Here is a 20,050-nt window from a genome sequence, read left to right on the forward strand (position 1 = left end):
CGCTCATACGTTTTTAACTACTTTTTAGCTTGTGAAGCAACGAGCTTAACAGTCGCAACAACATATGTTTTCTTTAACAATAACAAAGCGTAAGTTGCTTAATATGTTGTTTATCGAATAAGTTTACCTCGAGTATCAAAAACAGGTAGAATGCGCCAAATTTAATAGTGATATACAAGGAAAATAATGCATTCATCTACGAAAGAACTCTTACTCGCTGTTTTTTGTATATTGCTCGCTATGGTAACTATCCAATCTGGTGCGTCGCTTGCCAAGCAACTCTTCCCTATTGTAGGCCCTGAAGGGACTACTGCACTGCGTTTAGGTTTTTCTGCCACTATTTTATGCCTGATTTTTAAACCGTGGAAACACTTACCTGCCGCAGGCCAACGATTTCCTATTTTAATTTACGGCCTGAGCCTCGGCGGTATGAACATTTTGTTTTATTACGCCATAGAGCGTATTCCACTGGGTATTGGCGTTGCACTTGAATTTACCGGCCCATTAGCAGTTGCATTATTTTCATCGCGCCGTAAGCGTGATCTATTTTGGGTAGGCTGTGCTATTGCGGGCATTTTATTATTACTGCCTGATATGAAAGGCCAAGAAAGCCTAGATCCGGTTGGCGTTATATTGGCTCTTGCCGCTGGTGCATGTTGGGCAGGTTATATTCTTTTTGGTAAAAAAACCGGTAATCAAGGCTCTGGTGGTGCAACTGTGGCTATGGGTATGACTATTTCGGCCATTGTACTTGTGCCCTATGGCGGAATTTTGCAAGCCTCTTCATTCAGTTGGGATATTATTCCGTTAGGTATTGCTATTGCAGTACTCTCAAGCGCCCTGCCGTATACCCTAGAAATGATCACGCTGCGTAATATGTCGCCGCAAGGGTTTAGCATTATGATGAGCCTTGAACCCGCTATTGCAGCACTCGCTGGCTTAGTTATTTTAGGTGAACTACTTAGCATTTGGCAGTGGCTTGCTATTTTATTAGTTATTATTGCCTCGGTTGGTAGCTCAACGTCAAACAGTAAAAAGCAGCCAGTTCCTGCTTAATATTTAATTAAATATTAAGCTACTGAGACACACAAAACCCACGCTATTTGCTTGGGTTTTGCAGTTAAGTTATTCACTATTTTATAGAGGATGGCTGGCCATGTGGGCTTGAACGCAAATATTGCTTTGGTGCTTGTACTTGCGCGCCCAACTCGGCCGCAGCATGCCAAGGCCAATGTGGGTTATATAAAATCCCCCGCGCTAAAGCGACACCATCAGCACGTTCATCACTAATAATACTTTCAGCTTGCTGCGCCTCGGTAATTAAACCCACCGCTATCACTGGCATATTAACAACCTGTTTAATGGCGGTTGCAAACGGCACCTGAAAATTCTTAGCAACAGGTATATCTTGCTCAGGGCTTAAACCCGCAGTGCTTACATGAATAAAGTCACATCCTAACGCGTCAAGTGCTTTTGCCAGTTCAATTGATTGCGGTAAATCCCAACCACCATCAACCCAATCGGTTGCTGAAATACGTACACCCACCGCTTTATTGCTTGGAAATGCCGTTCTTACAGCTTTAAATACGTCGAGTAATAATCGCATTCTATTTTCTAGGCTACCACCGTATTGATCATCACGTTTGTTTGCCAGCGGCGATAAGAACTGGTGTAGCAAATAACCGTGTGCGCCATGTATTTCTATTAAATCAAGGCCCAACTCGTCAGCGCGCTTTGCCGCATTAACAAAGTCACTTATGAGCGAATCTATATCATCTTGGTTCATCGCTTTGGGAGTGGGGCTGTTTTCATCATAGGCAATGGCTGATGGCGCAACCGTTTGCCAACCATTGAGGTGATCGGGCATAAGTACCCCACCGCCATCCCATGGTTTATCGGTTGACGCTTTTCGACCTGCATGGGCTAATTGAATACCAATAGGCATTGGGCTGTATTGTCTTACGGCCGTTAAACTTTTTGCTAATGCAGCTTGGGTAGTATCATCCCATAATCCTAAATCGGCGTAACTAATTCGCCCTTCGGGATTAACGGCCGTCGCTTCTAAAATAAGTAAACCCGCTCCACTTAAACTCAATTGCCCTAAATGAATGGTATGCCAGTCACTTGCAGCGCCATTGTTGGCCGAGTACTGGCACATGGGTGCAATAATAATTCTATTATCTAGGCTTAACTTACCAAGTGACAATGGTGAAAACAGCTTTGACATTATAAATCCTCATATAACTGACTCACAGCCACAACTAAATTGTGCTGTTCGTGTTATCAATAATTAAACGTGTATTTATAAAGATTATGGGGGGGAATATTCATTTTTATAGTGTTTATAAAAATATAAGTAATAACGTTTTAAACTATTCATTATCCAGTTTTTATCTATATTAGGCACAATTATTATTTTGGTTGATTTTAAAGCAACGCCTTTGTTTATTTAATATACAGCGTGAAACACTCAAACTCACTTTTATATTTTTATTCTAAAAAAGTGAATTAAAATTCATATTTTTATTTCCATCACTAAAACCCCCTGATACTATTAGCGCTCATTTATAAACACATTTTATTGAACTAGGATCACTTTTTATGTTTAAACCAAGCCTGTTAACCTTGGCTATTTCAAGCACACTTTCAAGTGTGGTTTTATTCTCTAATACCGCTTCAGCTCAAGAACAAGTGGTTACAAAAAACAAATCACTTGAAGTTATAGAGGTTACGGCAACACGACGCAGCGGCTCTGTACAAGCAGCACCACTTAATATAACCGCGCTTGACGCTGATGTAATGAAAGATCAAAACATTAGTGAACTTGCCGATGTAGCACGCTGGGTTCCTGGTTTAACAATTACTGACCAAGGTGGCCGCGAAGGCTCACCTATTATTGTACGTGGTTTAAATACTAACTCATCGGGTCCAGCGTCAGATGGCGGCACCGTAGCAACATATATTAATGAAATTCCGGTAAGCGTTGATATGCGCCTCGTTGATATTGAGCGCGTAGAAGTACTCATTGGGCCACAAGGTACATTATATGGCGCAGGTACATTAGGCGGCGCCATTCGTTACATGCTAAAAGCGCCAGAGCTTGATTATACCTCAGGCGAAATTTACGGTGATGTTTTTCAAACCCAAGAAAGTGACTCAGTAGGCGGTGAAGGCGGCTTTATTTTCAACTTACCAATTATTGAAGATACGCTTGCCATACGTACTAGCTTAAACCTATATAAAGATCCGGGTTTTGTAGATTACAATTATGTTGTTCGTGAGCCGGGAGTATCGCTTAGCGATCCTGATTGGAGCAATACTGATGCCGTTAACAACAACCTTAAACAAGTAAAAGATGCCAATGGCGAAACAACCACTACAGGGCGTATATCAGTTCGTTATAAAGCGAGTGAGTCTTTTGAAGGTACGCTTAACTATTTTTATCAAAAACAAGACAGCGAAGGTCGTTCAATTGTTCATAGCAACAGCTTAAATGCAAACAATGGCTTAAGCGATATAATTGGTAAGTACGAATCAGCGTATCGTTACGAAGAGCCACGCGTGAAAGAAGATCAATTACTTAGCCTAGAACTCAAAGCAGACTTAGGCTTTGCAGAGTTAGTATCGGCTACCGGTATATCAAGCTTTGAAGCTGAAGGTCAACGCGACCAAACAGATTTACTGATCCGTCTTGATTATGGCTACGAAGAATTTCCAGCATTTTCAACATTTACCCGCGAAATTGATGAAGTAGATACTTTTACCCAAGAGCTGCGTTTAGTATCACAAAGTGATAGCGATTTTAGTTGGATAGTAGGTGGTTTTTATAATAAAAAAGACACAGATGCATCAAGCAGAGAATTTACACCAGGTTTTGATCAGTTTGCGGTTGATAACTTTGGCGCAACTCAACTTAGACCTGATGCACTAGAGTACCTAGAAATAACGAGCAGCAAAGTAACAGAGTCGGCTCTTTTTGGTGAAGTGGGTTATCAAGTAACCGACAAACTAGATATAACGCTTGGTGTGCGCTTTTACGAATACGATGTAAAGTCTAAAGCCGCTTTTGACTTTCCGTTAGCAAATACATTATATGATGGTGCTGGCCCTAACGATATCGCTATTAACTTTGAAGAGAATGCAGCAAGTGATAACGGTAATCTGTTAAAGTTTAACGCAAAGTATCAATTTAATGACACCGTAATGGGCTATGTAACGGTAAGTGAAGGCTTTAGAATTGGTGGTTCAAATGGCTTGGTTCCGTGCCCTGATCCACTTCCTGATGATCAACAAACAGGCTGTGGTAAACCAGATGAAATGCTATTTGATGCCGATATAACAACCAATTACGAGCTTGGCTTTAAAAGTACATGGTTTAGAAGTCAGTTACACTTTAACGCTGCACTCTTTAACGTAGATTGGGACAATGCGCAAATTACTGGGGCAACCGCAGTGGGGCAACTGCCTTACCTTTCAAACGCTGGCAGTGCTAACGCAAAAGGCATTGAAATTGCTACTCGCGCTATTTTATCAGACTCATTTAGCGCCTATGCAACATACGCTTACACTAAAGCGGAGCTAACATCAGATGCACCATTTTTATTTAACGCCGACGGGAGTGATGGCGCTGCAGATGGCGATCGTTTACCTGGTTCACCAGAGCATCAGTTTTCATTAGGTATTAATTACCAAACTGACGTGTTTAACGACAAAACATTAGATATAAACTACGGCTTAACTGCGCAAAGCGACGTTATTTCCAAAGTTGGTTTACGTGATAGTGGTGAAGTACTACCAGGTTACAGCTTAAGTAATATTTCTGCTAAGTTAACAGCAGATGCGTGGTCAACTACATTATATGTTGATAATATGTTTAATAAATATGCTGTTACATCGGTGCGTCGCTCAGATGCCGATATTACAAGTGCTAATGGCGCAGAAATACAACGCAACTATGGCCATTACATTAACCGCCCTCTTACGGTAGGCATTAAATTTAACTACAAGTTTGAAATATAATTTAAATTACATTTAAACTGTACTTAATCTATGTCATAAAGGCTCAAATTTATTTGAGCCTTTTTATTTATACGAGCTAACTATGCCCCCTAGCCTAAAACAGTTACATCAAAGCGCCATAAATTACTTAAACCAAGGTGATGTGCAACAAGCACATAAAACTTTAGTTGAACTTGTTACCCAAAAACCAGACTTTGCAGACGGCTATTTTTTACTAGCTATGGTAAACCTACAAGTGGGGCAAATTTACAAAGCCATTCAGCTGATTGAAAAAGCGCAAGGTTTGCAAGAAAGTGTTGAATACACAGCGCAACTGGCAAAATGTTACGCACTTACAGGACAACTACAAAAAGCCAAAACAACCGCATTAAGTGTTGCACTTAGCAAAATAACCAAAGCGCTGGATGCAGACACTTTAGGCGTTGCACTCACACAAGCGGGTTTACACGAACAAGCGATAAATTACTTTGAATACGCGTTAACACTGGCAAATAATAAACAAACTCCGCAAGCACAGTTCTTTTATAACTTTGGTGTTTGCGCTAAGTTTTTAGGCCTTTTTGAGCAAGCTCAAAATGCGTTTGAAAATGCTATTACTCTAAAACCATTACACCACCAAAGCCACTTTGCATTGAGCGATTTAACTAAGGCAAGTACGCAAGCTAACCATATTGAACGCTTAAAAACGGTTGCTGAACAGGTTACTCACCCCGATGCAAAACTACATATTGGCCATGCTCTAGCAAAAGAATATCAAGATATTGGCGCATTTTCGGATGCCTTTTTAGCACTGCAACAAGGTAAAGCCGATAAACTTAAAAAAAGACCATTTGATAATGAGGGCTCAGCGGCTTTATTTGCACATATTAAAAAATTAAGCCTTGAGCATAACGAGCCAAACGCCTCAGGTAACCCAAGCAACGAGCCTATTTTTGTTTTAGGTATGCCGCGCTCTGGCACCACCTTAGTAGAGCGTATTTTATCAAGCCACAGCGACGTGCAATCAGCAGGGGAGCTGCAAGACTTTGGCTTGTGTGTTAAAAAAATAAGCCAAACCACCTCGCCGCACGTGCTTGATAACCAAACCTTGAGTAGCGCCTATCAAATTAACTTTGAGCAACTTGGCACTCATTACTTAAATGCTACCCGTGTAGTTACAGGCAATAGTAAACACTTTATTGATAAACTCCCCTTTAACTTTTTTTATATTGATTTAATAACTAAAGCATTACCTAATGCAAAAATAATTTGCCTGCTACGCAATCCAATGGACACCTGTATAGGTAACTATCGCCAACTATTTAGTATTAATAACCCTTATTATGCTTATTCGTTAGACTTACTTGATACCGCTAAATTTTATAACCGTTTTTATAAACTAATGCAGCATTTTCAAAGTTTGCATAAAAATACAATAAAATTAGTTCAGTACGAGGAATTAGTAGCGCAGCCCGAAGTGCAAATTAAAGATTTAGTTAAGTTTTGTGATTTAGCGTGGCAACCGCAGTGTATTGATTTTCATTTAAATACAGCGCCGGTTTCTACCGCCAGTAAAGTGCAGGTTCGTCAACCGCTCAACAACAAAGCCATTGGCCGCTGGCGTGCATTTAAACCACATACAAATGAAATGCAGCAGTACTTTAAAGCGCAGGGAATAGGAGTGAAATAACAGCTAAATTACTCAAGGTGAAAGAGAAAGCGTTAAAACAAAAAACATTTGCTTTATACGGGCTCAGGCCGCGATTAAGTTAACCTTTGTTTTATTGAATTTAACTGCAACGGTTTGATGTCTAGCTACTAAACGCTAGACATCAGCTTAATTTAATTAAGTTTAAGCATCTTCGTCAACGTCTCGAATACGGTCTAAGCGCTCCAGCTCTTCTTCACGAGCGGCTTCAATTTCTTCAAGTATTGCATCAACATCTGCGGCTTCACTGTTATCTTCAAATTCACCTGTTAAAGTGGAGTTAGCCGTTAAGTTAGCCTCAGAAAACAATGCCCACATTTCTTTGGCGTATTGAGTTTGCAATAAAGCTGGGGCATATTCGCCGTAATAACGGCGCATATTATTAACATCGCGAGCAAACATTGCTTCGGCGCTATTATTCGCTGCAGCATTAACCGCTTGCGGTAAGTCAATAATTACCGGGCCTTTGCTGTCAACCAACACATTAAATTCTGATAAGTCGCCGTGGATGATACCCGCACACAACATTAATTTAATGTAATGCATCATTAAGCTATGCTGCCTAATCGCCTCTTCTTCACTAAGGGCTACATTACCTAACTGCGGGGCAACATCGCCGCTGTCATCGCACACAAGCTCCATTAGCAACACACCATCAATACAGCCGTAGGTGTCGGGTACACGTACACCGGCACTCGCTAAACGTGATAGCGCATCAACTTCGGCATTTTGCCAAATTTCTTCTTCTAATTGGCGACCATAACTTGAGCGTTTACCCATAGCACGCGCTTGGCGCCCACCACGAACTTTACGGCCTTCTTGATATTGTGCGGCTTTTTTAAAACTACGTTTACTGGCTTCTTTATAAACTTTAGCGCAGCGAATATGATCGCCACACTGCACTACAAAAACATCGGCTTCTTTACCGCTCATAAGCCTGCTGAGTACGTCATCAATTAAACCATCATCAACTAGCGGTTGTAGGCGTTTAGGAATTTTCACAGATTTTCTGCTAAATAAAAGGCGCTAATAACGTTTATTTTATTAACTTGGTTATGGTTGTCTAGGTGGTTCAAACGAGGTGTTACCTTTGCGGATTAAGTGCGATTATAGAGTAGTAGCAAGCAGTAATAACATTTAAGTGTAAACTAAGCAGCTACATATATGTGGCTAGAATAAGCGACTCAAGCGTAAAAGCCAACCGCATTTTATAATATTTCAGCTTTTTTAAACAAACTTTAATACTGGCTGCATTTACTGCAGTGAACTACCCATCGACGCCACTCCGTGTCGATCAATGGGTTTTCTCGGAAAATTTCGATAAATAATGGCTATTTAGTATATAGCCATTATTTATTTTTTTAAAAAGAAGTCATTAAATAGCTAATTAAAGCACTTAAAACTGCCATGCTAAAGAAGCCCAATAACGACGTCCGTCTTCTACATAACCATACTCTACTTCGCTAATTTCTTTATCAAATAAGTTATAAACCCCCACGCCTAATTTAATGTTGTTACTTAATTGATAGTTTGCACCTAAATCTGCTGTGGTATAGCTTGGAGCAATTAAGCTACTTTGCGATGGCCCAGTTGTAGGTTGGCTTTCTTCCCCGCGATAGTGCATACGTGCCCATGCACTAAATGCATCGCTTAAAACCCAATTAACAGAGGTTTGCAGTAAGTGTGTTGGTAACTGATTTAATGGGCTTCCTGCATAAGTGCCCGTTTTTTGCTCCGATTCGGTGTAAGTATAATTAGCGCTTGCACTTACTTTACTGCTTAGTTTAAGCGATGCTGATAGCTCAAACCCTTGTGTTACTGCTTCATCAACATTTACGTAGGTTGTTGGGTCTGAACCAAATTCATTTGCACCGTCGGTGCATTGAGTTAATGGGCAAGCTATACGTGATATTTTATCGTCAAACTGATTATAGAAAACAGTGGCCGAGGTACTGAACTTTTCACCTTTATCGTAATAAACACCTACTTCATAATTTATTGATTTTTCAGGCGCCAAATTCGCATTACCATATATATTACCGCCGCGACTAACCTGCCCCCATTCTGGCGTAGTTGCTCGTAAACTAGGTGCTTTAAAACCGGTAGATATACCTCCTTTAACGGTTAAATTATCGCTCGCATTAAGCACACCATATAAACGTGGGCTAATATGGCCGCCAAAGTTACCATCATGGTCGTATCGAATACCGCCGGTTAATGCAAATAACTCGCTGGTTCGCCATTCATCTTCGCTAAATATAGACCATTGCTCGTTATCTATTTGCGATACATCACTTAATTTGTTGCTGGTATGATCGGTTAAATCTTCTTTTTTATAGGAAGCGCCCAATGTCGCATTATGCTCACTCGCAAGCGGAATACTCCACATCGTTTGTGCATCAGTATTTTTAATAAGCATTTCGCGTGATTTATTATTGTATTCATCGTACTTTATATAGCTATTAGAACTACCAAAGTCATAATAACCATTATGGCTTACCGAGATGGTTTTTTGCTCGTATTGTGTAGTTGTTGATTCAGGGCAACCACGGCGGCCACACTTTTCCCCTGGAGCAAGTGGCGCAATTGTTTTACCCACAGTCGCATCTAACGTTTGTTCAGCACGACCAAGCTCTAATGTAACCTCGTGATTTTTATTAGGTGTTACTATAAACTTAGCTTTAAGATTATTTTGTTCTTTGCCTCTAAAACCAGCTACTAAGTCATCTTCATCGCGTTTTGTAAATTGCCCGTATAGCTGCACTCCAAGTAGTTCATCAACTAATGAGCCCGCTGTAAAAAAGTTAGCTTGGTTAATGTTCCCAGACTCATTACTTTGTTGAATAGTACTATCTAAACGCACCTCGCCGTACCACTGCTCAGGTGTTTTACGAGTAATGATATTGATTACCCCGCCTATCGCATCAGAGCCATATAAAGATGACATTGGACCGCGAATAACTTCTATACGTTCAATGGCCCCAATAGGCGGTGTCCATGCCCCCTCAACGCCTGGGCCGTCGCTGTTTGGCCGTGTTTCGCGCGATGTTTGTCGTTGGCCATCTATTAATATTAATGTATAGCCATTAGCCATGCCACGTAAGCTAATATCTTTTCTGTCGCCACCGCCAGTGACTATAACGCCGGGCACGTCTGTCATAGCGTCGGTTAAATCACGGTAAAAACGACTCGCTAACTCTTCTCTATCAATCACACTAATAGATGCAGGAGCATTTTTAATTAGCTGCTCATACCCTGATGCAGTGACCACCATCACTTCCATATCATCGTTTGTTTTATTTGCTTGCGCATAATTTGTAAAGGTAAATAAAATTGCGGCACTTAAAGGCAATAATTGTCGACTTGCGGTGTTCATATTTGTTTCCCGTGTTAGAATTGCTTAATTGATAATGATTAGCATTTGCGATGTTAGTGGTAAGTGCATTGCCGAGCAATATAAGTATGCTAATAATTAAATTAAGGAAAACTTAATTACTATGAATATCAAGTTAACACGCTCGTTAACTATGTTTGTGCGCATAGTAGAAACAAACAGTATGAGCTTAGCTGCTAAACAATTAGGCATGACTACTTCTGCTGTAAGTCAGCAAATTAAAACATTAGAACAAGAGGTTGGGTTAAACTTATTCAATCGTAGTCCACGATCATTAAGCTTAACTGAAGCGGGTGATATTTATTATCAAAGCTGTAAAAAGCTGCTGCAAACAGCAGAGCAGACTAAACAAAAACTACAGTATTTAACCGGTATACCAAGTGGCAAACTTAAATTAGTTGCCCCTGTTGGCTTTGGCGCTGGGTTACTTTCTGAACCATTAAAACGCTTAATAGAGCTACACCCAAAATTAAACATAGAACTACTTTTGACAGATGAACCTGTTGATATGCTTAAAGAAGGAGCCGACTTAGCATTGTGTATTGGCCCACTTAACGACTCAAATTTAATAGCCCGAAAATTAGCCCAATGGCCTTATGCTCTTTGTGTTAATGCGACGCACCCTTTAGCAAAAAATGATCAATGTATTGAACAATTAAACCAGCACGCTCATATAGCTCACAGCCATTTAAACTATCAATTATTTAAGCCAAACAGCGCACCATACACACTTAATGCTCCGCGTATAAAAGTAAATAATATGCAATCAGTTATTCAATTAGTATGCGATGGATTAGGTTATGCAATGCTACCAGAGCCAGAAGTGCGCGAACGCATTAAAAACAAAGAGTTAAAGCAACTTCATAAAGACTGGCAACGTTCAAACTACACTGTGTATGCAGTAACGCCAAAACGAGATTTTATTGCTGCAAAGACTTATGCGTTACTCGATATTTTAAAAAAGCACTTCGCAGAAGTCACTCTAGGCACTAAGTAACACTTATAACTGTTACTATTTGTTCTATATAACAAATAGTAACAAACAGTTAAGAATTAACACAAAAAGAGTTTAAATTTTATTCGACTCTAGTATTGAGTTAAATTAGATAATGTTTACAATATCAATAAGGTGCTGCTTAATTAATATAAAATAAATTTCTCGTTTTTATTAATGCTATGCGCTCAGACACATTAACTATTATTTAGGAACTTTTCTGAGTGACTCCAGCACAACATTCAGCATTATTTGCAGCCCAACAACAGATTATAGAGCAGATCGCATTAGGTGTAGATATACACCTGTGCCTGCATAATATCTGCGAGCAAATTGAAGCAATAATTGACTCTAAAAATGCTAAAAGCTCGATTTTAACTCTAGAGGGCAACCAACTTCGCCACGTTGCTGCGCCTAAACTTCCCCCTGAATATTGCCAAGCAATAGACGGTGTTACAATTGGAGATAATGTAGGCTCATGTGGCACTGCAGTGTACACAGAGCAACAAGTTATTGTTAGTAACATAGCTACTAGCCCACTTTGGGCTAATTATAAAACTATTGCATTAGCACATGGTTTGCAAGCGTGTTGGTCTACTCCTATTTTTTCCTCAGACAACAAAGTGCTCGGTAGTTTTGCCGTTTATTACACCCATCCAAACGCACCAACCGCATTAGATTTAAAGCTTATTGAACGCTTTACTCATTTATCGGGCCTAGCAATAGAAAAAGCGCGCTCTGTCGCAAGAGAAAAAGCACTTAGTTTAGAGCTACAACGTTCTAACGATAAATTAAAAGCATTTATTGAGGTAATCCCCGATTTAGGAATCATTTTTGATGAACAAGCGCGGTATATTGAAAGTTATGGTGCTAGCAACGAGTTGCAATGTAATAGCTTAAGTAATGAGCAACGCATAAGCTCGCTACCATTAGGTGATCCTAATAAAGTAATCTCTATCATTACTAAAACACTGAAAACAGAGCAAGTACAACTGTACGAGTACGAACTTAATTGTATGGGTAACCGACATATTTTTGAAGCTAGAACGTCAATTATTAATAACTACCTACTTGATGAGCCAAATAAAAAACATGTTTTATGGATGATACGCGACATTACCGAGCGTAAACTTGCTGAAGAGCAAGTTAAAAAGTTGGTATTTTACGACCCATTAACCACATTGCCTAATCGCCGCATGCTAACCGACACGCTTGAATTGATGATCAGCGAATCTAAAAAGCAGCTTTCATTTGGCACTCTATTGTTTTTAGATTTAAATGACTTTAAGCGCATTAATGATTCATTAGGCCATGTTATCGGTGACGAGGTTTTACTAGAAGTTGCTATGCGGTTAAAAACCGTTATTAAAAATGCAGGTATTATTGCGCGAATTGGTGGCGATGAATTTGTAATTTTACCTAAGCACCTAAGTAGTAATAAAAACAATGCACAAAGCCAGGCAATAGTGTGTGCCAAGCAAATACTCGACTGCTTCAAAAACCCATTTAAAATAAACAACTGTAGTTATAAAATTACCGTCAGTATTGGCATTAGTTTTATTGAAGGCCCAGACACAACAAGCAACGATGTACTAAAGCGGGCCGATACAGCTATGTATAGCGCCAAAAAATTTGGCGGCCATCGTTTTGCGTTTTACGCTCCGGCACTGCAACACGAATTAGACTTACGTTTACAGCTAGAAAGCGACATTATAACTGCAATAAAAGAAAAGCAGTTTGCGGCTTACTTTCAGCCGCAACTTGATTGCCAAGGTAATATTATAGCCGCGGAGGCATTAATTCGCTGGATACACCCTATAAAAGGCATTATATCACCCTACTACTTTATTCCTGTTGCGGAACAATCTGGTCTGATTGATCAATTGCAAAGCAGTGTACTGTTTGACGCCTGCATGTTAATTAAAACGCTAGAGCAAACACAACAACTTCATGATTCATTTTGTGTTGCTATTAATATTAGCGCCTGCCAATTTATAACACATTCCTTATACAACAATATTGTTAGTATTGTAGATGCGTTTGGTATATCTCCTACAAGATTTAAACTGGAGATAACCGAAAGCATTTTACTGGATGACATGGCTGAAAATATTGCACAAATGCAGCAGCTCAAAGCTAAAGGGTTTAGGTTTTCGATTGATGATTTTGGCACTGGTTATTCATCGTTAGCCTATATACACACTTACCCCGTTGATGAGCTAAAAATAGATAAAAGCTTTATTGATAAAATACATGAAGGTAATAGAGGGTCTGCCATTGTAAGTACTATAATCTCACTTGCGCACAACCTTGGCTTTAATGTTATTGCCGAAGGCGTTGAAACCGCAGAGCAAGCTAAAACACTCGCACAACTTAATATTACCGGTATGCAAGGCTATTATATGGCTTATCCTATGCCCGCAGCTGAGTTTATTTCTTGGTTAAAACAACAGCTTAACAGTTAGTAACAGCAAATAATAAGAAGCGCAGCGCCCCCCTAACCTCTTTATAAATAATTTACTTAAAACTATGTTTGCAAATGTATTTTAGCCTTTTTGAACCTCAAAGTGGTTAAAGTAAACTACCCATCGACGCCACTTCGTGTCGAACAATGGGTTTTCTCGGAGTTTTTTGGATAAAATAACGTGTCTGGTTTTATTTCTAACTGAAACTTACTGTGACACGTTAAAGTTTTATTCTGATTTATTAGCTATTTTTTGTAAATTCTCGTGAATTTTGAATAAAACGATAAGTAGTTCACACCAAATTCTAGCGCCAATTACACCACCAACAATAATACCAAGCCCAGCCCAAAAACCACCACCGTACTGCATAAACATAGTACTTACACCAGAAATTACAGCACCTAGTAACATTAACCAATATACAAAAGTAATGATTTTAGGTGTCAGCATAGATTCAAAGAAAAAAATATCTTTCATTTTTTAGTCCTTTTTAAAATAGTCAGTAAATTTTTATTTCACAAAAAATGAGCGCTTACTAGCCCTCATAGTTATTATCTAGCTAGCCTTAATAAAGCTAACTGGCTGTATATTTAATTAAAGCTAATTACGCTATTAAATTAAAAATTAGGTGTCGCAGTTACTTATTTAAATTATCGAGTTCTTTTTCTAAGTCTTTCATTGCTTTTTGCGCTTTGAACTCTTCGTAAAGCGCTTCGCGTGAACCGGGATCTAAACGTTTTCCCGATTTAGCCACTAGGTTATTAAAGGTATCTTGTGTGTTATTAGTGCTAAAGAATAAGTAAAAAGCATGAAATTCCATAGGTTTTGCTTATATTTAATTGACTCATTTAATAACAGCTGTTAAAAATAAGCAATAAATATGAATATAAACTTAATAGGGATATTTAATGAAAAGAGGAATTCAGTTTGCTGTAATTTCTAGCATTTTGTTATCTGGTTGTGCTTTAGATAGTAAAATTAACGGCATGATTGGTGGCTTAAATAATCTACTAACAACAGCAAAACTACCTGTAACCTACATGCGCCCAGCTAATCAAGATAACACCGATAAAATAAAACGTATTGCTGTTATTACCGATAGAAGCTCTTCAAATGCAGTGAACTTAATTGAAAGTAACCTTTCAGCTATTCGCGTTAATGACAAGCCATACTTTACTTTTGTTGATCAAGCAGCGCTTGATAAAGTAATTGCTCAACAGCGCTTTAATGAAGGTGACCTAACAAACTCAAATAATCGTACTCGATTAGGTAAACTTACTGGCGCAGACACTTTGGTAACCGCTCTGTATGGTTCTGATGTTGAAACATCAACCTATTACGAAGAGCGTAGTGAATGTGTTGAAAAAGGTGACAAATGGTATAAATGCAAACGCTCTCGTGATGTTAAAGTTCGATGCTCTGAAAAACTAGCTAAAGTAATACTAGAGCCAAAAGCAATATCTGTTGAATCTGGTGAAATCATTTTCACAAAACGATACAGCCAACAGGTAAGCAGTAAAGTTTGCGAAGGTGATGATCCTCACAATTCTGATAGTGCGCTATTAGGGCAAGCAGTTTCTCAGATATCAGAAGAACTAATTCAAGATGTTGCCCCGCATAGCGTTACAAAATTAGTTGAATTAATGGAATCGGATGATTCTGATATGTCCGACGATGCTGAAAAAATGCTGGATATGGGAATAGAGTTTGCTGAAAAAGATATGCCAGATAACGCCTGTAAGATGTTTAGTAGAGCTCAAAGTATTTATTCTGAATCACTAGCAATTAATTATAATAATGCTGTTTGTGCAGAAAGAGCAGCGGACCTAGAGCTAGCCCTTGCATATTATCAAAAGTCTCATAATCTAACTATGGATGTTGATGAGCTAAAGTATATTATTGAAGGTGAGCAGCGTTTGTTAGATCGTAACAAACATAATGCTAAACTAGCTCAAAATAATAACCACAATCGTTTATAAAACAAACTTTGCCCAGCAAATGCTGGGCTATTTGGTTGAAACATGAATAAGAAATTACTTCTTTTTATATCTATGCTTTTATTTTCTTTCACAGTAGAGGCACAAACACACTCTAATTGCAGCTGTGCCCATTACTACCCAACACAAGCTCAAACCCCTGATTGGATAGGCGTTGATAAAGTAACCGACACCCTCTATGTTAGCTCAGGCTCTTCTCAATGCTCTGGACTAAAGTCAATTGACGAACGCCGTTCTGCACTTGAAGCTCGAAAAGCACTCACAAAGCTTCTTAAAACTGAAATAGAAATTAAAGAGGAAAATAAACTCTTCTCTTCTAATTCCATAAGTAACTTACAGTTTAATTCTACAGCTAAAATAACAAGCGACCAGCTGCTAAAAAACGCTAAAATATTCGAACGTTGGGTAGATAAAAATAACTGCGTGGTTTATGCAGGAGTAACAATAAACCATACAGATATACAAAAAGCGCAAGCACAAAAAAAGCAAGAGGCACAGTCAAAACTGTCCGCTAAGAATAACTGCATAAAAAGTACTGGCTCGCAAGCAGGTGAAGTTAAAAGCTTATTAACCGCTAAGTTTATTCAAAATGGCTTTAATATCACAGACTCAGCCTGCGACGTTTATTACCATGTAAAAAACTCAATTGTTAAGAGTAGTCAAAATAAAGTTTTTACTAGGTTACAGTTAGAAATAATTACTCACACTAACAAGCGTCTTTGGCAGGATCATTATCAAGGTAAAGGTATTAGCTTTTCTAAAAGATCAACGCAGCAATTACTACAAATCGCAAATGAAGACAGCATATCACTATTAATTGAAGATATTATTAAACTAAAAGATACTCCCGTTAATTAACGCATATTTTAAGGAATGAAATGCCCGTGGAAAATAACAGCACACCTACAGAACAAGTTACTGAAGAAAAAAAAACAACTATAAAAAAACTTAAAGAATATTTTATTTTGTTAATGGTGGCGCTTATGGGCTTAGGTAACTGGGCAGATACTAAAGCTCTATCAATAGAAGCATATAATGGATTTATTACTAACTTTACAAATAAAATTGAAGAAAAAAAGATTTCAATGTTAGACATAGGTAACTACCTTCCATATGCGCAAAAACAAATAGGTATACCGCAAGTCATTAAAACTTCAAAAATTGATGAACGTTACGAATATCGTTATTATAAAGAAGATAAATACCTCCTAACTTTAATCAATAAAGAAACTCGCATAGTAGCTATTGTTGTCCATAGCCTGTCCTATGACAAAAGCTTAGTTGACGATTTCTCACCTAAGGTACCGTTTAGTAACTTTAAATTAAAAGAGCACAGTCTTGAACAAATAGTGCCTGATAGTAATGAATTTTTTTATGACAGTAATAACATTAAATACTACATGCAAGTAAAACAACTCATTGCCCAAGGTATGTTTCTTAACTTAACGAGTGGCTTTAGTGATTATACTGAGCTAAAGGGAAATGTTGCTGAGGATCTATTCAAATTAGATGAAGTAACTTTGATGAGTGACGAGCAAACGCTTACTTCACCTATCACCAAAAAATTAGCAACCAATAAAGCAACTTTTTACGCAATCTCAGAATTACCAAGCGAATATATTGCTGATTCACTACTTACTAAATATGAATTTAACGTTTATTTTTAAGGAACAAAATGCGACATTTTTCATTGTTTTTACCACTACTTTGTACTTTTACAGTAACAAATATAAGTGCGAACACTTTTACTGAGTTTAAAAAGCAGCAACTTTTAGAAGCAACCAGTTTCAGCAAGCAATATAAACAAGATTACGCAAATTTTAGAGAAGCTTATTTAGCTGATTACGACTCTTTTAGAGATTCATTACTTAAGCATTGGTCTGTGCCCATCCAAAGCAGCACATTAAAGCAGGTCGTTTACAGTGCAGACCTAAAAAGTCGCATAATTATTGACGAACAAAGCATGACGGTTACTGTAGAAACATTAGATTCTCACAGTACGCTTGGACAAGCAGCTGAGACATTAATAACTGATAAAAATCTAGCCTCGTCTTTAGAATTAATAAGCCCAACTAAACAAGAATTAGAAAATAGCTTAGCAATTTCAAAAAGTGAAATTAAAAGTCAAAAAGAGTTAAAACAGAACCAAGAAACGCTAGCACAAGAAATAACTACACAGTATGAACAGTCGCTAAGCAGTGTTGATAAAAACACTCAATTAAAGCCTCAACAAGCAATACAAAGTAAACAGCAATTAGCCATAGAAAAACAGCAGCGTATTGAAAAATTAAACACATCACTCAGCACCAAAGATAATGATGTGACTTATAAAAATATTACTTCTCGTACTTTTTCACTCCCTGACGAATATTTACATAAAAAAGTGAGTCCTTACTTAAACTTTTACTTACAATACGAGCAACAACAACTACCTCTGTTATTAGCAATTTCGCATGCTGAGTCATCTTTTAATCCAAATGCTAAGTCGCATATTCCCGCATTTGGGCTAATGCAAATTGTACCTAATTCAGCAGGTTTAGATGTAGCAAGAAAACACTTTAAAAAAGATATAGCGCCAACACCAGAGGAGCTTTTTGATCCTGATACCAATATCACTTATGGATCTGCTTACATTTCTATTTTAGACAAAAGTTATTTACGGAAAATAAAAGATCCAATAAGTCGTAAATATTGCGCAATTGCAGCTTACAATACTGGTGCAGGAAATGTAGCTAAAGCGTTTAATACTGATAAAAGCCGAAATATTAATCGTGCTATTTCTATTATAAACGACCTAGATAGTGAAAGTGTTTACAGTCACTTAATTGCAAACTTACCCTATGATGAAACAAAAAAATACCTTAAGAAAGTAAACAAGCTTGAACAGCAGTACCAAGCAAATATTAATCAATGGAACCTTAATAATAAGGAAATCAAACATGAAAAATAAACTTTTACCAATAGCCACTATTTTCTTTTTAAGCGCATGTGGATCAACTCAACAGCCACAATCAACCCCCTTTAGTAATGCTGATACTGTACCAAGCTGGGTTTTAATGCCAAGCGCACCTGAAGGAGGGTTAGCCTCATCTAGCTGTGTACCTTGGAGTGGTAATATGGCAGCAAGTAGAGCACAGGCCGTAGCTAGCGCACGCGCTGATTTAGCAACACAAATTAATAGCAAAGCTCAAGTTCTTGATACCTTAATAAATAAGCAAATGCAGCAGCAAGATTCTGTACAAACACAAAGTTCTTTTACACAAGTAAGCCGCCAAACAGCCGAAGAAAGCCTTGTTGGTAGTATTGCAAAAGAAGTCAGCTTTGCTCAAATAAATAACCAAAAGCAACTATGTGCATTAGTTATTATGGAAAATACTAAGCCTATTTTCGATAAGTTGATTGAAAAGTCAGGCAAAAATCTGAGCCCTAATGATGAAGATATGCTTTACCGTGAATTTAGATTGCAACAAACCACTGAAGAGTTAAATAACTTAGCAAACTAACTCCATATTAAAATGAATACTGTAGAGTAAAGTTACTCTACAGTATGTCAGCACTACCCTAAAGCCAGCCATACACCAACGGCGACCATTAAACTGCCCGCAATGCGATTCATCCACTGGATGTTATTACCGCGTGTTAAAAATAATCGTAAGCTTTTTCCACCTGTTGCATAAGCCAACATACTTAAAAATTCGGTAACCATTATTACACTTAACAACACTAATAGTTGCGGGGCTACGTCATGTTCAATGCTGATAAATGGTGGTAGTAATGAGATCATAAACGCCCAGCCTTTTGGATTGGCAATTGCAGTTACAAAGCCTTGCGTAAACAGTGACTGGCGACTTACAGCTGTGGCATTGCTGGTATTTACCGACATTTTTCCTTTAGATCGCCACATATTTATACCAATGTAAATTAAGTATGCACCGCCTACCCACTTTAAAATAGCAAACGCCTCTGGATAATAAAGCATAATACTCGCCACGCCTAGCACTGCAGCAACGGCAACACTAGCAACGCCGAGTAGCTCGCCAAGCATCATCCATAAAGTGCGCCGCACGCCAATACTCATGCCTAGCGTCATGGCTAATGTCATACACATACCTGGAGTGATCGAAACAAAAAAGAAGGTGGGAATAAATACCGCGAGTACTGTTATATCAATCATTTAAAACTCGTAATGGGTTAAAGACAAAGTTGTAATAGGTTCTAGGCGAAAGGGTAAAGGAAAAAGAGCTAAGGTGAAAGATAAATGATATGTAATATGACCATTTGTACTCGCTCACCTTGAGCCAATTTTTGGTAAGGTTACCTCCCCCTTAAACAAAGTATCAGCCCAAAATAAATTTTACCTATTAGTAAAACATCTTCCCACTTGAAAGCTCTGAACAGCAAGGCTTTCGCGTTATTTATCCTTTATTATGAAAAACAAAAAGCGTCTGAATTTGGAAATTTTATACACTCATATATGGCAAAAGTCTGAGATGA

Annotated in this window: 16 protein-coding genes; 10 read left to right on the plus strand and 6 right to left on the minus strand. The window is 38.3% G+C overall.

Going from position 1 to position 20,050, the window contains the following annotated elements; all coding sequences use genetic code 11:
* Positions 1 to 186: 186 nt before the first annotated feature.
* Positions 187 to 1,056, plus strand: a complete 870-nt coding sequence (locus AAEY55_RS14800; RefSeq protein WP_350551947.1) for a DMT family transporter — start codon at positions 187 to 189, stop codon at positions 1,054 to 1,056.
* Between the two features lie 76 nt (positions 1,057 to 1,132).
* Here the strand turns inward: AAEY55_RS14800 and AAEY55_RS14805 are convergent, their stop codons facing one another.
* On the minus strand, positions 1,133 to 2,227 hold the full coding sequence (locus tag AAEY55_RS14805; RefSeq protein WP_086994578.1) for an NADH:flavin oxidoreductase/NADH oxidase: 1,095 nt from the start codon (positions 2,225 to 2,227) through the stop codon (positions 1,133 to 1,135).
* Between the two features lie 374 nt (positions 2,228 to 2,601).
* Between AAEY55_RS14805 and AAEY55_RS14810 the strand changes: the two genes are divergently transcribed.
* Positions 2,602 to 5,019 carry a TonB-dependent receptor domain-containing protein gene (locus AAEY55_RS14810; RefSeq protein WP_350551950.1) on the plus strand — a complete coding sequence of 806 codons (2,418 nt, stop codon included), beginning with the start codon at positions 2,602 to 2,604 and terminating at the stop codon, positions 5,017 to 5,019.
* A gap of 82 nt (positions 5,020 to 5,101) precedes the next feature.
* Positions 5,102 to 6,688: a sulfotransferase gene (locus tag AAEY55_RS14815; RefSeq protein WP_350551953.1), complete on the plus strand. Its 1,587-nt coding sequence runs from the start codon at positions 5,102 to 5,104 to the stop codon at positions 6,686 to 6,688.
* Positions 6,689 to 6,850: 162 nt separating this feature from the next.
* Here the strand turns inward: AAEY55_RS14815 and AAEY55_RS14820 are convergent, their stop codons facing one another.
* Positions 6,851 to 7,708, minus strand: a complete 858-nt coding sequence (locus AAEY55_RS14820) for a PA4780 family RIO1-like protein kinase (RefSeq protein ID WP_041454909.1) — start codon at positions 7,706 to 7,708, stop codon at positions 6,851 to 6,853.
* A 394-nt stretch (positions 7,709 to 8,102) separates the two neighbouring features.
* Entirely contained in the window at positions 8,103 to 10,082 is a 1,980-nt protein-coding gene (locus AAEY55_RS14825; protein WP_350551956.1) for a ligand-gated channel protein, read from the minus strand.
* Positions 10,083 to 10,203: 121 nt separating this feature from the next.
* Here AAEY55_RS14825 and AAEY55_RS14830 point away from each other — a divergent pair, with 121 nt between their 5' ends.
* Together AAEY55_RS14830 and AAEY55_RS14835 are read left to right on the plus strand one after the other, a co-directional pair.
* The gene (locus AAEY55_RS14830; protein ID WP_350551959.1) at positions 10,204 to 11,097 is read left to right on the plus strand and encodes a LysR family transcriptional regulator; all 894 of its coding nucleotides are present in this window, start codon (positions 10,204 to 10,206) and stop codon (positions 11,095 to 11,097) included.
* 221 nt (positions 11,098 to 11,318) lie between these two features.
* Positions 11,319 to 13,559 (plus strand): EAL domain-containing protein, encoded by a 2,241-nt coding sequence (locus tag AAEY55_RS14835; protein ID WP_350551962.1) that lies wholly within the window; start codon positions 11,319 to 11,321, stop codon positions 13,557 to 13,559.
* Between the two features lie 228 nt (positions 13,560 to 13,787).
* On the opposite strand, the gene AAEY55_RS14840 is transcribed toward AAEY55_RS14835, so the two are convergent.
* A complete protein-coding gene (locus AAEY55_RS14840) occupies positions 13,788 to 14,036 on the minus strand; it encodes a DUF4282 domain-containing protein (protein WP_179807818.1) in 249 nt (82 codons plus the stop codon).
* Positions 14,037 to 14,196: 160 nt separating this feature from the next.
* Positions 14,197 to 14,379, minus strand: a complete 183-nt coding sequence (locus AAEY55_RS14845; RefSeq protein WP_011329878.1) for a hypothetical protein — start codon at positions 14,377 to 14,379, stop codon at positions 14,197 to 14,199.
* An 88-nt stretch (positions 14,380 to 14,467) separates the two neighbouring features.
* Between AAEY55_RS14845 and AAEY55_RS14850 the strand changes: the two genes are divergently transcribed.
* The 5 genes from AAEY55_RS14850 to AAEY55_RS14870 are packed head-to-tail and all read left to right on the plus strand — an operon-like array spanning position 14,468 to position 19,059.
* Positions 14,468 to 15,538 carry a CsgG/HfaB family protein gene (locus AAEY55_RS14850; protein ID WP_350551967.1) on the plus strand — a complete coding sequence of 357 codons (1,071 nt, stop codon included), beginning with the start codon at positions 14,468 to 14,470 and terminating at the stop codon, positions 15,536 to 15,538.
* A 42-nt stretch (positions 15,539 to 15,580) separates the two neighbouring features.
* Positions 15,581 to 16,414 (plus strand): TonB-dependent receptor, encoded by an 834-nt coding sequence (locus AAEY55_RS14855; protein WP_244181086.1) that lies wholly within the window; start codon positions 15,581 to 15,583, stop codon positions 16,412 to 16,414.
* Positions 16,415 to 16,434: 20 nt separating this feature from the next.
* Positions 16,435 to 17,223 carry an ETEC_3214 domain-containing protein gene (locus AAEY55_RS14860; RefSeq protein WP_350551970.1) on the plus strand — a complete coding sequence of 263 codons (789 nt, stop codon included), beginning with the start codon at positions 16,435 to 16,437 and terminating at the stop codon, positions 17,221 to 17,223.
* 8 nt (positions 17,224 to 17,231) lie between these two features.
* The gene (locus AAEY55_RS14865; protein WP_011329874.1) at positions 17,232 to 18,506 is read left to right on the plus strand and encodes a transglycosylase SLT domain-containing protein; all 1,275 of its coding nucleotides are present in this window, start codon (positions 17,232 to 17,234) and stop codon (positions 18,504 to 18,506) included.
* Entirely contained in the window at positions 18,496 to 19,059 is a 564-nt protein-coding gene (locus AAEY55_RS14870) for a hypothetical protein (protein ID WP_011329873.1), read from the plus strand. The genes AAEY55_RS14865 and AAEY55_RS14870 overlap by 11 nt, the downstream gene beginning before the upstream one ends.
* A 53-nt stretch (positions 19,060 to 19,112) precedes the next feature.
* Here the strand turns inward: AAEY55_RS14870 and AAEY55_RS14875 are convergent, their stop codons facing one another.
* On the minus strand, positions 19,113 to 19,730 hold the full coding sequence (locus AAEY55_RS14875; protein ID WP_182678912.1) for a LysE family translocator: 618 nt from the start codon (positions 19,728 to 19,730) through the stop codon (positions 19,113 to 19,115).
* Positions 19,731 to 20,050 lie beyond the last annotated feature (320 nt).

This window comes from Pseudoalteromonas sp. 120-MNA-CIBAN-0494 (assembly GCF_040308885.1).
In the GTDB taxonomy this organism is placed as follows: domain Bacteria; phylum Pseudomonadota; class Gammaproteobacteria; order Enterobacterales; family Alteromonadaceae; genus Pseudoalteromonas; species Pseudoalteromonas nigrifaciens.

What these genes read in the sequence shown, in the direction of transcription:
- AAEY55_RS14815 (WP_350551953.1), top strand. Translation starts at nt 5,102, where the DNA reads ATGCCCCCTAGCCTAAAACAGTTACATCAAAGCGCCATAAATTACTTA.
- AAEY55_RS14805 (WP_086994578.1), bottom strand. Translation starts at nt 2,227, where the DNA reads ATGTCAAAGCTGTTTTCACCATTGTCACTTGGTAAGTTAAGCCTAGAT.
- AAEY55_RS14810 (WP_350551950.1), top strand. Translation starts at nt 2,602, where the DNA reads ATGTTTAAACCAAGCCTGTTAACCTTGGCTATTTCAAGCACACTTTCA.
- AAEY55_RS14865 (WP_011329874.1), top strand. Translation starts at nt 17,232, where the DNA reads ATGCGACATTTTTCATTGTTTTTACCACTACTTTGTACTTTTACAGTA.
- AAEY55_RS14860 (WP_350551970.1), top strand. Translation starts at nt 16,435, where the DNA reads ATGCCCGTGGAAAATAACAGCACACCTACAGAACAAGTTACTGAAGAA.
- AAEY55_RS14845 (WP_011329878.1), bottom strand. Translation starts at nt 14,379, where the DNA reads ATGGAATTTCATGCTTTTTACTTATTCTTTAGCACTAATAACACACAA.
- AAEY55_RS14875 (WP_182678912.1), bottom strand. Translation starts at nt 19,730, where the DNA reads ATGATTGATATAACAGTACTCGCGGTATTTATTCCCACCTTCTTTTTT.
- AAEY55_RS14825 (WP_350551956.1), bottom strand. Translation starts at nt 10,082, where the DNA reads ATGAACACCGCAAGTCGACAATTATTGCCTTTAAGTGCCGCAATTTTA.
- AAEY55_RS14850 (WP_350551967.1), top strand. Translation starts at nt 14,468, where the DNA reads ATGAAAAGAGGAATTCAGTTTGCTGTAATTTCTAGCATTTTGTTATCT.
- AAEY55_RS14870 (WP_011329873.1), top strand. Translation starts at nt 18,496, where the DNA reads ATGAAAAATAAACTTTTACCAATAGCCACTATTTTCTTTTTAAGCGCA.
- AAEY55_RS14830 (WP_350551959.1), top strand. Translation starts at nt 10,204, where the DNA reads ATGAATATCAAGTTAACACGCTCGTTAACTATGTTTGTGCGCATAGTA.
- AAEY55_RS14855 (WP_244181086.1), top strand. Translation starts at nt 15,581, where the DNA reads ATGAATAAGAAATTACTTCTTTTTATATCTATGCTTTTATTTTCTTTC.
- AAEY55_RS14840 (WP_179807818.1), bottom strand. Translation starts at nt 14,036, where the DNA reads ATGAAAGATATTTTTTTCTTTGAATCTATGCTGACACCTAAAATCATT.
- AAEY55_RS14800 (WP_350551947.1), top strand. Translation starts at nt 187, where the DNA reads ATGCATTCATCTACGAAAGAACTCTTACTCGCTGTTTTTTGTATATTG.